Source organism: Pseudomonas frederiksbergensis, from assembly GCF_001874645.1.
GTDB lineage: Bacteria > Pseudomonadota > Gammaproteobacteria > Pseudomonadales > Pseudomonadaceae > Aquipseudomonas > Aquipseudomonas frederiksbergensis_B.
Map to the genome: position 1 here is coordinate 2426000 of NZ_CP017886.1, position 14536 is coordinate 2440535.

Annotated in this window: 8 protein-coding genes; 3 read left to right on the top strand and 5 right to left on the bottom strand. The window is 58.5% G+C overall.

Annotation, left to right across the window (positions count from 1 at the left end; translation table 11 throughout):
• The first annotated feature begins 262 nt into the window (after positions 1-262).
• The 3 genes from BLL42_RS11820 to msrA all read left to right on the top strand — a co-directional run bounded on the left by BLL42_RS11820 (position 263) and on the right by msrA (position 5346).
• The gene (locus BLL42_RS11820; protein WP_071552255.1) at positions 263-1657 is read left to right on the top strand and encodes an alkaline phosphatase D family protein; all 1395 of its coding nucleotides are present in this window, start codon (positions 263-265) and stop codon (positions 1655-1657) included.
• 270 nt (positions 1658-1927) lie between these two features.
• Positions 1928-4621: a sensor domain-containing phosphodiesterase gene (locus BLL42_RS11825; protein WP_071552256.1), complete on the top strand. Its 2694-nt coding sequence runs from the start codon at positions 1928-1930 to the stop codon at positions 4619-4621.
• A 77-nt stretch (positions 4622-4698) separates the two neighbouring features.
• Complete coding sequence (gene msrA, locus BLL42_RS11830; protein ID WP_071552257.1) at positions 4699-5346, top strand: peptide-methionine (S)-S-oxide reductase MsrA; 648 nt, start codon at positions 4699-4701, stop codon at positions 5344-5346.
• A gap of 104 nt (positions 5347-5450) precedes the next feature.
• Here msrA and BLL42_RS11835 read toward each other — a convergent pair whose 3' ends face one another.
• The 5 genes from BLL42_RS11835 to BLL42_RS11855 form a co-directional block, all read right to left on the bottom strand.
• Positions 5451-6287 carry a 23S rRNA (adenine(2030)-N(6))-methyltransferase RlmJ gene (locus BLL42_RS11835; protein WP_071552258.1) on the bottom strand — a complete coding sequence of 279 codons (837 nt, stop codon included), beginning with the start codon at positions 6285-6287 and terminating at the stop codon, positions 5451-5453.
• Between the two features lie 235 nt (positions 6288-6522).
• The gene (locus tag BLL42_RS11840) at positions 6523-6939 is read right to left on the bottom strand and encodes a hypothetical protein (RefSeq protein WP_071552259.1); all 417 of its coding nucleotides are present in this window, start codon (positions 6937-6939) and stop codon (positions 6523-6525) included.
• A 10-nt stretch (positions 6940-6949) separates the two neighbouring features.
• Positions 6950-11740 carry an RHS repeat-associated core domain-containing protein gene (locus BLL42_RS30870; RefSeq protein ID WP_071552260.1) on the bottom strand — a complete coding sequence of 1597 codons (4791 nt, stop codon included), beginning with the start codon at positions 11738-11740 and terminating at the stop codon, positions 6950-6952.
• Positions 11740-12477, bottom strand: coding sequence for a DUF4123 domain-containing protein (locus tag BLL42_RS11850; RefSeq protein ID WP_071552261.1), 738 nt, complete (start codon positions 12475-12477; stop codon positions 11740-11742). The genes BLL42_RS30870 and BLL42_RS11850 overlap by 1 nt, the downstream gene beginning before the upstream one ends.
• Complete coding sequence (locus BLL42_RS11855) at positions 12467-14476, bottom strand: type VI secretion system Vgr family protein (RefSeq protein WP_071552262.1); 2010 nt, start codon at positions 14474-14476, stop codon at positions 12467-12469. Before BLL42_RS11855 ends, BLL42_RS11850 begins: the two co-directional genes overlap by 11 nt.
• Between the last annotated feature and the right edge of the window lie 60 nt (positions 14477-14536).

The window sequence follows — 14536 nt, forward strand, 5'->3', positions numbered from 1 at the left end:
CGCCAATTTGGCGGGGCTTTTTTTGCCTGAAAAACACCCAACCACTTCACGATGCCGTCAACGATCGGTTAAGAGCTGTACCTATTCCTACTGTCGATAACAGTCGAGACTACTTCCGCGGCTTATTCAGGCCACAGCCAAAGTCCACTTACCCATCAATATTTATCGCCCGACGAACAATAGGATAAGTCCAGCAACGTACAGTGACTGCTTTCGTAAAACACCACTACTTTTAATAGTTACATTTCGAACGGACTCGAAAATGCTTAAACCTACTGTTGGCCCGATTATTGGCCATACCACAACTAACCATGCACGCATCTTTTTACGCGGCGACGTGAAAAAAAACGCTCCGGTATTTGCGGGAATACGCTATCGCCGCGCCGGCGATCCACACTGGTCCAAAGGCCTGTTTGTTGTCTTGACGCCATTACGCGACATGTCTGACGTTATTGCACTCAACCATCTTGCCGCCGATACCGCCTACGAGTACCAGGCCGGCTGGTTCAGCACCATGAGCCCGGTGCATACCGTGGAAACGGTACAAGAGCTGCCATTGCAATGGCCGAAGGACATCTACCGCTTTCGCACCGCGTCGGACAAGACCCGCGCAGCACGGGGTTATATCGTCGGCTCATGCCGCTACCTGCGCATGACATTCGGCATACCGTCAGCGCCCGCCAAGGGCGACAGAATCTTTGCCGCGATCAACGCCCTGGCTGAAAAATCATCACCACCGATCAGCGCCTTGTTGATGACGGGCGATCAGGTTTATGTAGATGACCTGAACAGGATGGGTCCTGATCGGGAGTACGAAGAAATCCTCAGCAAGTATCGCACCGCCTTTTCTCAACCTCATATTCAGAAGTCGATGTCCACACTCCCCACTTACATGATCCTCGACGATCACGAAATAGAAGACAATTGGCCGACTCACAAAAGTAAAGCCGACGCGTTCCTCTACAACAATGCAATGGCGGCTTACGAGCTATACCAGGCCAGCCACAGCCCTGTTCACGAACTATTGCCCGACGGGCAACCAGGCCGTGAACTAAAGCATTACTGGTATCAATTCTCCGAAGGGGATATCGAATGGTTCGTGACCGACAGTCGAACCCGGCGCACGCTCTCGGCCGACGACCGACGTATCCTCGATGCGGAGCAGGAAGAAGCCCTGCTCGAATGGCTGATCAACAGCCCGGCACGGGTCAAGTTCGTGGTCACCAGCGTGATGCTCTACCCCGACCGCAAGCGTCATGGCGACGACGCCTGGAAAACCTATCCTGAACAGCGCCTGCGCCTGCTGGAAACCGTCCGGACTCATAAAATCAAGAACGTCATCTTCGTTTCCGGTGATGTTCATGGCTCACTCACCAGCCGCCTGAGCCACAGCGAGGACCCGGATTTCGAGGTTCACACCATCGTCTCATCGCCTCTGTGCAATAGCGCACTGCTGCCCTACGCCAACGCCTCGACCTTCATACTTGACCAGCCACTGGTGCGGACCACCGCGGGCGACTATCACCCTCAACTGACCAGTGAAGTGGTCAGCCAGGACAACTTCGCGCATGTGATCGTCGATACAGAGCAGATTCGCGTCAGTTATCACGACCAGGATGGCAACCAGGTGCAATCGACAAACATTAAATTGCGTTAGGTCCGGAAAAGATCGTCCGAACGCGGCCCGAACCTTTGGCAGCGCCTCCAAGGGAACGGCGTACACCCTCGCAGGCCGCGATCTTTTCGCTCTACCACATTACTTTCAGACCCTCGCTGGAGAAAACCTCGCTCCCGCCGATACAGTCTTATAGCACTTAGCCTTCATCCTTACTTGTCAGTCAGTGCCGCATGATGCAACCTTGCCGCAGGCAACAGTAAAGAGGGCGCGAGCCCGGCGCGATCCGCATTTTCGAAGCGAGTTTCTTCCATGAAAAGCCATCCCGATGCCGCCAGCCGTATGGTGGCCGAGGTAGTGACGCAATTGCCTGTGCCCTCGCGGCTCGGCATGCTGCGCTTCGAACGGCTGAATGAAGCAAGCTGGGCGCTGCTGTTCCTTGACCCTAATTGCGAACGCCAGTTCGGTTTGCCCGCGGTCGAGCTTTGCGCTCTGGTCGGCTCCCCCTACGCGAGCCTGATGGAGCCCGAAGCGCGCTATCAACTGCACGATGCGATCCAGCAGCAATTGACCGCAAGCCCGCATTACCTGATCCGCTACACGCTGCACACCGCCCAAGGCTCCCTCAGCCTGCTCGAATTGGGCGAAGCCTACAAACAACATAATCGGCACCTGCTACGCGGCTATCTGCTGGTGGTCGACGGTTTGTTTACGGATGATCCGCTGCTACCGGCGCTGGACCTGGAAACCCAGAACTCGCGCCTGCAGATTGCCCTGGAACTCAACCAACGCGCCCAGCAGGAACAACTGCTGCACCTGGATCGCGTTCGCGCCCAGCAAGACCTGATCCTGCTGCTCGCCCGCCAGCGCTACAGCACCGGCAAATCCTTGCAAGAAGCCGCCGAACTGATCACCCGCAGCGCCTGCGACATCTACGAAATCGACTGCGCGAGCCTGTGGAACCTCGAAGGTCAGAAGCTGGTGCCGATTTCCGCCTACCTTCGCGCTACTCAAGAGTACTGGTTACCGGACGTGATCGACGCCAGCCGCTTCCCGGATTACCTGGAAGCCTTGCATACCAGCCGCGCGATCGACGCCCACAACGCCATGCGTGACCCGCGTACCCGAGGCATGGCCGAGAGCCTGCGACCGCGCGATATCAACGCCATGCTCGATGCCAGCATCCGTGTCGACGGTCAGGTAGTCGGCGTGTTGTGCCTTGAACAAACCGGCATGACCCGCGCCTGGCAGTCGGATGAGATTGCCTTCGCCGGCGAGCTGGCCGACCAGTTCGCCCAGGTCATCAACAACCACAACCGCCGCACCGCCACCAGCGCCCTGCACCTGTTCCAGCGCGCGGTCGAGCAAAGCGCCAACGCCTTTTTGCTGGTCAACTGCGACGGCGTGGTCGAGTACGTCAACCCGAGCTTCACCGCGATCACCCAGTACAGCACCGAAGAAGTCCACGGCCATCGGCTGTCGGAACTGCCGGCGCTGGAAAACCTCAGCGAACTGCTATTCGACGCGCCCTCAAGCCTGGCCAAGAGCAACAGCTGGCAGGGCGAGTTCAAGAGCCGGCGCAAAAACCTCGAACCGTACTGGGGCCAGCTGTCGATCTCCAAGGTCTACGGCGACAACCGTGAACTGACCCACTACATCGGCATCTACGAAGACATCACCCAGACCAAGCTCGCCCAGCAACGTATCGAGCGCCTGGCCTACACCGACAACCTGACCAACCTGGGCAACCGTCCGGCGTTCATCCGCAACCTTGATGAGCGTTTCGCCCGCGACAGCGACAGCCCGATCTGCCTGCTGCTGGTGGACATCGACAACTTCAAGCGAATCAATGACAGCCTCGGCCACCAGACCGGTGACAAACTGCTGATCAGCCTGGCCCGACGGCTGCGCAACAGTCTGAGCCCGAGTGGCAGCCTGGCGCGTTTCGCCAGTAACGAGTTCGCGGTACTGCTGGACGATACTCATCTTGAAGCCGGCCAACACACCGCCAGCCAATTGTTGATGACGCTGGATAAACCGATGTTCGTCGACAACCAGCTGATCAGTGTCACCGGCTCCGTGGGTCTGGCCTGCGCGCCGCTGCATGGTCGTGACCCGCAGACATTGATGCGCAACGCCGGGCTCGCGCTGCACAAGGCCAAGGCCAATGGCAAACATCAGGTCCAGGTGTTTACCGAAGCGCTGAACGCCGAGGCCAGCTACAAGCTGTTCGTGGAAAACAACCTGCGTCGCGCCCTGACCCAGAACGAGCTGGACGTGTTCTACCAGCCCAAGCTGTGCCTGCGCTCCGGGCGCTTGCTGGGGATGGAAGCCCTGCTGCGCTGGAACCATCCGGAAAAAGGCATGATCCGCCCGGATCAGTTCATCAGCGTCGCCGAAGAAACCGGCCTGATCATTCCCATCGGCAAATGGATCGCCCGCCAGGCGTGCCACATGAGCAAAAAGCTGACCGCCGCCGGGCTGGGCAATTTGCAGGTGGCGATCAACCTGTCGCCCAAGCAGTTCTCCGACCCGGACCTGGTGTCATCGATTGCCAACATTCTCAAGGAAGAACAGCTTCCCGCGCACCTGCTGGAGCTGGAGCTGACCGAAGGTCTGCTGCTGGAAGCCACCGAAGACACTCACTTGCAGCTCGATCAACTCAAGCGCCTGGGCCTGACCCTGGCCATGGACGACTTCGGCACCGGTTACTCGTCGCTCAGTTACCTGAAGAAATTCCCGATCGACATCATCAAGATCGATCGTAGCTTCATCCATGAAATCCCGGACAACCAGGACGACATGGAAATCACCTCGGCCGTGATCGCCATGGCCCACAACCTCAAGCTCAAAGTGGTTGCCGAAGGTATCGAAACCTCCGAACAACTGGCGTTCCTCCGTCGCCACCGCTGCGACGTCGGCCAGGGTTACCTGTTCGACCGGCCTATCCCGGGCGCCGAACTGATCGAGAAGCTCAAACGCTACCCGCGTGGCCCAATCGCCTGACAGCGCTGTAACACTCGGGCACACTGTTGGTCTTATTGCGTATATCGCTCATCCCAACCTGACTGAGAGGACTGATCATGGTTCTGCGCTCGGAAATTCTGGTGAACAAAAACGTGCTCCCTACCAAAGAACAAGCTCTGCCTGGCCGCGAAACCCCGATGACCGTGCCGGAAAAACACTTCGTCCACGACGCCCCGCTGCTGGGTCCGTTTGTCACCGATGTGGATTTCGCGATCTTCGGCCTTGGCTGCTTCTGGGGCGCGGAACGCAAGTTCTGGCAGCGTGAAGGCGTGGTCAGTACGGCAGTGGGTTACGCTGGCGGCTTCACCCCGAACCCGACTTACGAAGAAGTCTGCTCGGGCCTGACCGGTCACAGCGAAGTGGTACTGGTGGTCTACGAGCCGGCAAAAGTCAGCTATGAAGAGCTGCTGAAGATGTTCTGGGAATTGCACAACCCGACCCAAGGCATGCGTCAGGGCAATGACATCGGCACTCAGTATCGCTCGGTCGTCTACGCCACCAACCCAACTCAGCTGGCCGCCGCAAAGCACAGCGAGCAGGTGTTCCAGGCCGAACTGACCAAGGCCGGTAAAGGCACCATCACCACCGAAATCGAAGAAGCGCCGACGTTCTACTTCGCCGAGGCTTACCACCAGCAGTACCTGGCCAAGAACCCTGAGGGGTATTGCGGGATTGGCGGTACGGGCGTGACGTGCCCGATCTGAGGTGGATCATTTGTAGGAGCCGGCTTGCTGGCGATGGCAGTCCAGAGGTCACCGCTGACCAAACTGACGCTATCGCCAGCGAGCCGGCTCCTACGGGCCGAGCATTACTCGGCAATCAACCAATCCATTTGCCACCCGCCCTGGGTCTGGCCGAGCTTCTTCGACAGCCACGGCAACAACTCGCGCAATTCTTCCTCAAGCCCCCACGGCGGATTGGCAATCGCCAGCCCGGAACCGTTCAGGCTGTTCGGCGTATCCAGCGGATGCACCAACAATTCCACGCGCAACAGCTTCGGCGCACCGGTGCCAGCCAGGTCCTGGTAGAAACGACGCAACATGCGCTGATCCTTCACCGGGTACCAGATCGCCGCCACGGTTTGGCGCATCCGGCCAATCGCCTCTTTCAGCGACGCGGCGCAACGTTGCATCTCGTCGAGCTTCTCAAACGGCGGATCAATCAGCATCAATCCACGCTTCTCCGGCACCGGCAACAATGCTCGCGGCACGTGCCAGCCTTCGCCCAGGTGCACTTTCACCCGGCGATCGCCCTTCATGTTGTCCTTGAGCAGCAACCCGTCTTCCGGGTGTTTCTCGTTAAGCAACACCCGGTCCTGCGGACGGGTCAAACGCCGCGCCAGCTCTGGCGAACCTGGGTAGTAGCGCAACTCGCCATCCGGATTCATCTCATGCAAGACGCGCATGTAATCGGCGGTCAGCGGCGGCAGATCCTGCTCGCCCCACAAGCGTGCGATGCCTTCCAGGTATTCACCGGTACGGCTCGCCTGATCGCCCTGCAGGTCATACAGACCAATGCCGGCGTGGGTGTCGAGATAGGCAAACGGCTGCTCCTTGCGCGCCATCAAGGCGATGAGGCGGGTCAAGGTCAGGTGTTTGAACACATCGGCGTGATTGCCGGCGTGGAAGGCGTGACGATAATTCATGGCTGCTCCTGCGAAGGAGGCGAAGTTTACCTTGTACCGCGCCCAGCGTCAGGACCGCCTGTAGGAGCTACCGAAGGTTCGGGCCGCGTTCGGACGATCTTTTAATCTCAATATCGTCGCCTATTACTCTACGTCTTCGCGGGCAAGCCTTGCTCCTACAGGTCCGCGTGCTGTCCGTAAGAGCAAGGCTGCCCGCGATCGAGCGCGAAGCGGTCGTAAAATCTTTCGCCAACTGTTACCAAGTGGACGGATCTTCGAGGCTGGCCTTATGGAGGTCGTCTTTCCACTCTTCGCTTGCCAGTCGATATATGTCCTCAAAAAATCCACGAGGGTCGTCTATTTCTGTTTCGTCCCACGCCATAGACGTATTTGCATCGTAATCACTTTCGAACTGAGTAGAAAAATCAAAATCCGACAATTTCAGAGCATCCTCAAGAATTCTGAACATCAGAAATCGATGTCTATAAGGTAGATATTCAAGATCAGTTAACAAAAAAAACCTTATGATTTTCTCTCTGTCGAGCTTGTCATTCGGGTTGTATTCCCACAAAGCCTCTCCAAGAGTTTCCTCACGATCAAATATAGAAATACCTCCCAACCAATACAGAAGTGTCGGTTCAAACGGGAGGTCATACATAGGCCACTTCAACATTATATTTATCCTAATCTGGGAATGCAGTATAAGGCTTCACAGCACCACTCTGACGAAACCTAACCTCTGAATAATCCAACTCATCTATATATCTTGGATTATCCCTATCTTTCTTATTGGGTTTATAGCCTCTACCGCCGCCCGGCATTTCTTTCCTGACAACAGGATCTTTAGTTTTGGTAAAACCTGTAGGCGCAGGAGGATTTCGACTCATCCTAGAAACAGCATCATTTATCGCATTAAATTGTAACAGCCAGCTTTTGAACTGAGAGCTAGAGTTCACCCCTTCCTTTCTCCCTTTCTTTGTTGGGTGACTACCATCAATCGATCTCTGCTTCAGCGCATTGTCGGGTATCTCAGGATTGTGTTTTGCAACAGTGTGCATCTTGTATTTGTCCTCAAACTCTAGGACCCGCCGCTTAGCATTCGCCTCCGTCAACTCATCAATCCTCGCCCTCCGCTGCTCAGCCGTCATTTTCGGCAGCGGTGGCTCACCCTCATCAACCTTAGCGCCACCCACATTATCCGGCGCCGCACAGCCTGGCTTGTTCGGTGGCGGACAATTTCCGCTCAGCCCCAACGGATCAACCCAGCCCGTCGGATTCGGGGTGTACTGATATCCGTTTAACCCACCTGCCAATTTGATCGGGTCTGGTGTCAGATACCGGCCAATGTCTGGATTGTAGTAGCGATGCCGGTTGTAGTGCAGGCCGCTTTCAGCGTCGAAGTACTGCCCCTGGAAACGCAGTGGCTGGTCGAGTTGTTCGTCGGTGCCGTGGCTCAGGTGGCTGACTTTGCCGTAGGCGTTGTACTTCGCCGACCAGACGATTTCGCCACTGTAATCCGTCAGTTCCTGCGGGGTGCCGAGGTGGTCGAGTTGGTAGTAGAACGGGCAGGCCTTGCGCGGGCCTTTGCCGTCGAGCATCGCCAGGGGGCGGAAGCTGTCGGGCTCGTAAACATAGCTGCGGTAGTGTGCTTTGCTGCTTTCGGCGACGAGGTTGTCGCCTTGCCAGAAGAACCCGGTGGTGTGGCCGTCGACGGTTTTGGCGATGCGACGACCAAAGGCGTCATAGCGGTAGCTGGCGGTTCTGCCGTCCGGCCGCGTGATGCCGATCAACCGGTGCTGGCAGTCGTAGCGGTATTCGGTGACGAGTTTCTGCGCGGTGCCCCGGTGCTCACGGATCAGGTTGCCGAAGGCGTCGTAGTCGTAATGGCGGTCGCCTTGCAGCAGCAGGCGGTTACCTTTGATTGTCGCCAGGCCCGGTCGATCGTGCATCTGCAGATTGCCAGCCGGGTCGTGACCGAAACTTTCTGGCGGCTCGCCGCGAGCGTGGCGCACGCGGGCCAGGCGGTTGAGCGCGTCGTAGTAATAGCTGCACTGGCCGTGGCGGCTGTCAGCGATGGCGGCCAGATTGCCGTTGACCGCATAGCTGTAGTGGCGCATGTACAGCGGTTGGTTTGGCTGGTTGACCGCGTGGGCTTGCAACCGGCCCTGCTCGTCATAGTGGTACTGGCTAAGCAGTTGGCCTTGCTGGCGTTGTTGTTCGCGCCCCGCAGCAAAGACGTGCGTGGTCAGCCGCGTGCCGTTGAGGTCGATGGCGGTCAGCGCACCGCCCTTGGCGTGGTGGTAATCGAGGGTGCTGTTGTCCGGCAGGCGCAGGCGATTGAGCTGGCCGCAGGCGTCGTAGCCATAGAGCAAGGTGCCCCAGCCTTGATGCTCGGTGATCAGCCGGCCTTGCTGGTCGTACTCGAACTCCAACGGGTGGTCGTGAGCGTCATCGACGCTGACCAGTCGGCCGAGGCGGTCGTAGCCATACTCGACATTGACGCCATCGGGCAGGGTCTTGACCAGCAGCCGTCCGGCAGCATCCCGTTGGTAGGCGCTAACCAGTTGCGACCCGTCATCGCCGAACTCGGTTTTCTCCAGCAGGTGGCCGTTGAGGTCGTAGACGTAGGCGGTGCGGCGGCCGTCGAAACCGGTTTCCTGTCGGATCAGGCCATTAGGCGTGTAGTCCAGCTGATACTTTTCGCCAGACTCGTTCTCGATTTCTGTCAGCAAAAGCTGCGCGTTGTCGTAGCGGTAACGCAGCTGGGTGCCGTCGGCATTGATCCGGCGGCTGACCAGGTGCAAGTCATCGGCGTATTCGTAACGCGTGACGCGGCCCAGTTCATCGCGTTCGGCGATGATTTTTCCGTAGGCGTTGTAGCTGAAGGCGCGGCTGGCACCTGTGGGAAGCGTTGTCTGTATCAGTCGTCCGACGGCATCCCACTGGTAATGGGTGACGGCACCGTGTTCGTCTTGGCGGGTAATCTGCCGACCCAAAACATCGTAGGCAAACCGACGCTGGCCGCCGTCTGGCAGCGTTTCTTCGATCAGCTGTCCCAAGCCGTTCCAGACGAACACATGCCGACTGGTGTCCGGATAACGGATCGACAGCAGCCGCCCCTGAACGTCGTAGTGGTAATGGGTGACATGCCCGTCGGGATCGGTCGCTTCAGTGACGTCACCCTGAGCATTACGTTGGTATTTCCACACGGCCTTGCCGCGGTACCGCGCATGCAGGAAACCGTCGCGGTATTCGTAAGCCGTCGGCTCGTCTTCCGGTGGAATCAGCGCGACAAGCCGTCCGACCTCGTCATAACGGTATTCCGTGACGGCCCCAAGCGGATCCTGTTCGGCAATCAGCCGGCCATTGTCATCGTAGGCCTTGAGACGCTCGCCTCCCCCCAGCTCGACCTTGCGCACCAGCCGCGCCCGATCGTCATGGACGTAAACCTCTTCGCTGCCATCAATATTCAGGACGGTGACACTGCCCTGGTCATCCCAGACATACCGCGCGTCCATCTGCGAAAACGACGCCCAATGTCGAATGCATCTGGCAGCCTTGCCGGACCTTTCCCACTCCCAGAAAAAGCTCGCGCCACCGGCGAGTTGCCGCTGCAAAATGACGTGCTGACCGTCGTAGTTGTAGCGCTCGCTTTTGGCAGCGGCGTTGGTCGCTTCGATCAGTTGATCGCGTTCGTCATAGCGATAACTGACCAGCGTCTGCTCGGTGTGCCACGCCTCGTCGAGACTCTGGGCCGGAACAAAGCACTGGTAATCGACGGCAATCAAATGACTGCGGTCATAACGCAACAGCAAGGCACGACCGGCGCCGTTGTCGAGGCGTTTGATGCGTTCCTGGCGGTCGCGGGTAATGCGCAGGCGGTTATCGTAACCGTCGCTGATCGTCGTCAGCCGACCGTTATGAAAGTGATAGAAACGTACGTCGTCCCCAGACTGGGAGAGGATCAGCTCTTCTGGCTCATCACCCAGATAAATCGCCGCCCGCGAGAGGCTGTTGTGGATCGCCGGGCGCTCGACGCTCGGTAATGGAAAAGGGGTACGACAGTTTTCGTGGTCGATCCAGATGACGTTGTCGCCGTCGATTTCCAGTCGATGCGCGAGGCTGTGACTCCAGCCGTAGCCGAGACCGCAATCGATCTCCGCTGCGCTGGTGCGATAGAGCCGGGTGAAATCGAACGGCAGAATCCCGTCCAGAGAACCATCGATCAAGGTCAGCAGTTCTTCGCCAGTGACCATCGACACCGGGCACTTGTTGGTAGCGGTTTTATCTGCCGAATCGGCGCTGGCGCCGTTAGGGTTCTTCGCCTGACCGGGGACGTTGTCGTGGTGTTGGTTGGGCTTGAGCGTGGTATTGCGGCGCCCATCCCAGCGCAGTTGCATCACACCTTTTTTCAGGCCGGCAGCGACACCTCGGGCAGCGACCTTTTTGTAGTGGTCGACGTAGCCCATGAAGCTGTCGATGATCTTGAAGATCGCCGCAACGAAGCGCAGACCGGCATCGACAATGTATTGGCCATACCGGAGCAGCCGCACCGAGAGATAGGCGACGCCCACCCCGAAAAAGCTCAGCACGATCCCGATCAGCAGATCGATCACCAACTCGACCACCAGCTTCGAAACCGTCTGCGCCGTGGCCCCGGCGATCTGGCTCGGCGGCAACGCTTCCAGCCACAGGCTCGCGGTACGCAACAACAAACACAGCGCCGCTTCGTCACTGGCCAGCAGTTGGGCTTTTTCCATCACCGCCGGCGATTTTTGCGCCAGATCGGCCAGAGCCGTAGCGCTGCTGCCGAGCAGTTCAGGAAATTTGCCGGGGTTCTTGAGAATCTCGCCAATCAGACCAATGCTGTCCCAAACGCCCTCGATGGCCGCCCAACTGCCGGCGAGCAAGCCGTTACCCACCGCCAGCAGAGAGGCCGAGGCTGACTGTTGCGACCACTGCGGCTTGAAGCCCTTCCACTCGCTGCGCAGCCAGGTTTCCAGCGACTCGGTCAACCCGTCATACGCGCCAAACAGCTCATCGATTTGCTTCGACGTGACCGCGCCGTGAACCCGCACTTGATAGAACTTTCCGGGATCCCCCTTGAAGCGCCCCTTGCCGAACTTATCGAGATCAATCGGCGTACTCGGCCCACCCTCCGCCGGGATCACCTCGACCTGAATATTCCCCAACGGAATGTCGTAGACCGACTCGAACTTGCTCTCGATTTGCAAAAAACCGTCGGCCGGACACTGCGCCATACTGGAGATGAAATCGTCATCACCGGTGCTCACCGCTGTGGTCGTGCTGCCGAATTTGATCAGCCGCTCCATGCCCATCAGCGATGGCATGTCAGCAGCGTGGCTAACCTTGTCGGCGGCCTTGATGAACCAGTGGTTAAGTTGTTCGCGGTAGAGACTGAGGGTGTCTTTGAAGCTGTCGAGTTCCTGCTCGATACGCACGACCTGCTCCATCAGTTCAGCTCCGCCATCAGGAACTCCGCCAAGGCAGTTTTCGGTGCTTGAGGCAGGTCCGGCGCTTCAAGAAAGATTGCGACTTTGTGCCGCAAAACGCTTTCGGAAAACGCCTCGTACAGATCAGGGCGATCCTCGCTCAGCCACTTCAGCAGGTTGTTGATTAGGGTGGCGGCAGACTGGGCCGCGAGGTGTTCCAATAGCGCATCGGGAATCTCCCACCATGGAAAAACCCTGGCGGTTTTCAGTGCGCGGCCACCGATTTCCAAGGCCTGACCATTGATCAGGCAGCGCCCGATCAGCGGCATCAGTTGAACAACATCAACCTGCGCAGACTGAAGAATCGGCAGTAAATAACGTCCGTCCCAGAAGCGGAAAAACACCGCATTGCCGTTGGGTAACAGGGCTTGCGTAAGGCTGCGCAGATGGTCGACCACCACTTCTCGAGAGGCAGAAGAAACCGCTAGCCAACCCCAGTCGCGAGACTCTGTGGTAGCGACCCAGTCCAGAAACTCACTGCCAGCAGCGACGATTCCGACATAGGGCATCACCGGTCCCCACTCGGCGTAAGCGGTGTCGGCCCAGATTGGGCTCGGTGCTAGCGCAGTGATCGAGCGCTGCCAGGCTTTAAGGGGTTCTGCGGAGCTGGCATTGCCGAACACCGCAAACAGCTGCTCGGAAGGTGTCAGCGGATGGCGCTCCAGCCAGGCACGAGGTGACAAGGCATCAGGCTGCACAGACACCCTCCTTGCAGCGCTCGCACTCTTCGCAGAACGGCGCATCGCTTTTCAGGCTCAGAATCTGTGCGGCACTCAGCAGCGCTGCCGCGGCGGCTACGCGTTTCAACGGTGCATCGGGCAAGGCCGGCGCAGCAGCCATCGTCGGCATCGGCGCCCCCCCCACCTGAATCGGTACGCTGCTGTAAATCCCTCCGGGGCCGATGTTGATCCACTGCCCGCCCGCCTGAAGGGTCACGCTGGCACCGCCGTCGATGACCACTTGCTGGCCGGCGCTGACATGGAACTGCTGACTGGCATTGAGCGCCTGACTGGTCACCCGAATGTGCCGGTCGCCAACCACCACCAGATGATCGTCCCGCTTTACTTCGGTTTGGCGCTGACCATGAGTGATGCGCTGTTCGTCAGCCTTCAGTTCATGGCGATCGAGACCCGCGACTACCACACTTCGCTGGTTACCCACTTGCAGGTGTGAATCGCGCAACACGTGCTGGGTCCAGTCGCGCTGGGCACGCAGATAAATCTCCTCGGCGCCCTTGCGGTCTTCGATGCGCAGCTCGTTGTAACCACCGCCACCGGGACTGCTCTGGCTGCGAAAAATGCTGCGGGTTTTGTCCGCTGGCAGGTCGAGCGGCACCAAGTTGGCCCCATTCGGCAGGCAGGCCATGACCAATGGTTTGTCCGGGTCGGCATCGACAAACCCCACCAGCACTTCCATTCCCACCCGCGGGATCAGCGCACTGCCGTAACCGTCATGTGCCCAGCCACTGGCTACTCGTAGCCAGCAACTGGAATGCTCGTTGAGTTGCCCCTCGCGGTCCCAGGCGAATTGCACCTTGACCCGCCCGAACTCGTCGCAATGAATTTCGCTGTCGCTCGGCCCCGTGACGACTGCATTCTGATAGCCCGGCACTCGCGGTTTGTTTTCAACCAATGGCGGACGAAAGGGTACGTCCCACGGCGTCACCAGAAAGGTATTGCGATAGCCCTGAAAATCACCGCTGTCAGCAGACTCTTCCAGCACTTGCGGTTGCCGACCGTGGTGCTCGACTTCTGTCAGTAGCCACAGGTCATTCCATTCTGCGCGCGGGTGCTCGGCGATCTTCAGAAAATGGCCGGTGAGCAACGCCGATTGATCACTGCGACCTTCAGCCTGACGGTAATCCGCGCCATGACGCTCCAGAGCCCGTTGCGCCAAGTATTTGCCGTGGTCGCGATCAGTGAACTGACCGGGGTAGTGGTAATCCTCCAGCACCGGGCGCTGTTCGCGGTCGACAGTGCTTTGCAGCAACAGACCGGGCTTGTGGAAGTCGTAGTCTCGACGGGTCACGGCAGTGGTGCGGGTTTCCAGCCGTACGTTGAAACGCTTGATCGCAGGCTGATCGGCGGCCATTCCGCTGCCTGGCAAGTAAAGGGTCGACTCCGCAAGCCGGCGGAAAACTGTCTGATCGTCACCGAACACCAGCAGATGGCCGTTCGGGTTGTGCTGGAAGTGGTAGTGAATGCCGATCTCGGCGCACAACCGCTGGATAAACGCCAGATCGCTCTCGGCGTATTGCACGCAGTACTCGCGCTCTGGGTAATCACTACTAAGGCAAAACTCGAAAGCATCACGCTGGATACCATGACCTTTGAGAACCTGCGCAATGATCGCCGGGACGTTCTTGTGCTGGAAGATGCGCTGATTAATGCGCCGATCAAGATAAGCCAGCCGCGGCACCAGGCTGACTTGGTAGCGAGTCAGACGCTTGCCGGCGTCACCTTGGGCCACTCGATAGACCTGGCCGTGCACGCCTGAGCCTTGTGTATCGAAACCGAGAAAGGCCTGTCGATGCAGCAGGCTTTCAAGATCGAGATCCGGGCGTTCACTGACCAGTTCCAGGTCAAAACGATAGGGTTGGCTGATGGCTTCCTTGCCCGTGAACTCAAGCACTTTGAGCTCATTCTGGACGCCGTCGAGGGTCAACGTGAAACGCGGTTGATGGGCAGGCGCGAGCATCCGATGTCTCTCTGCTGAATAAAGGCGGGCGATTCTGCATGAGTGACAAGGGGGGTGATC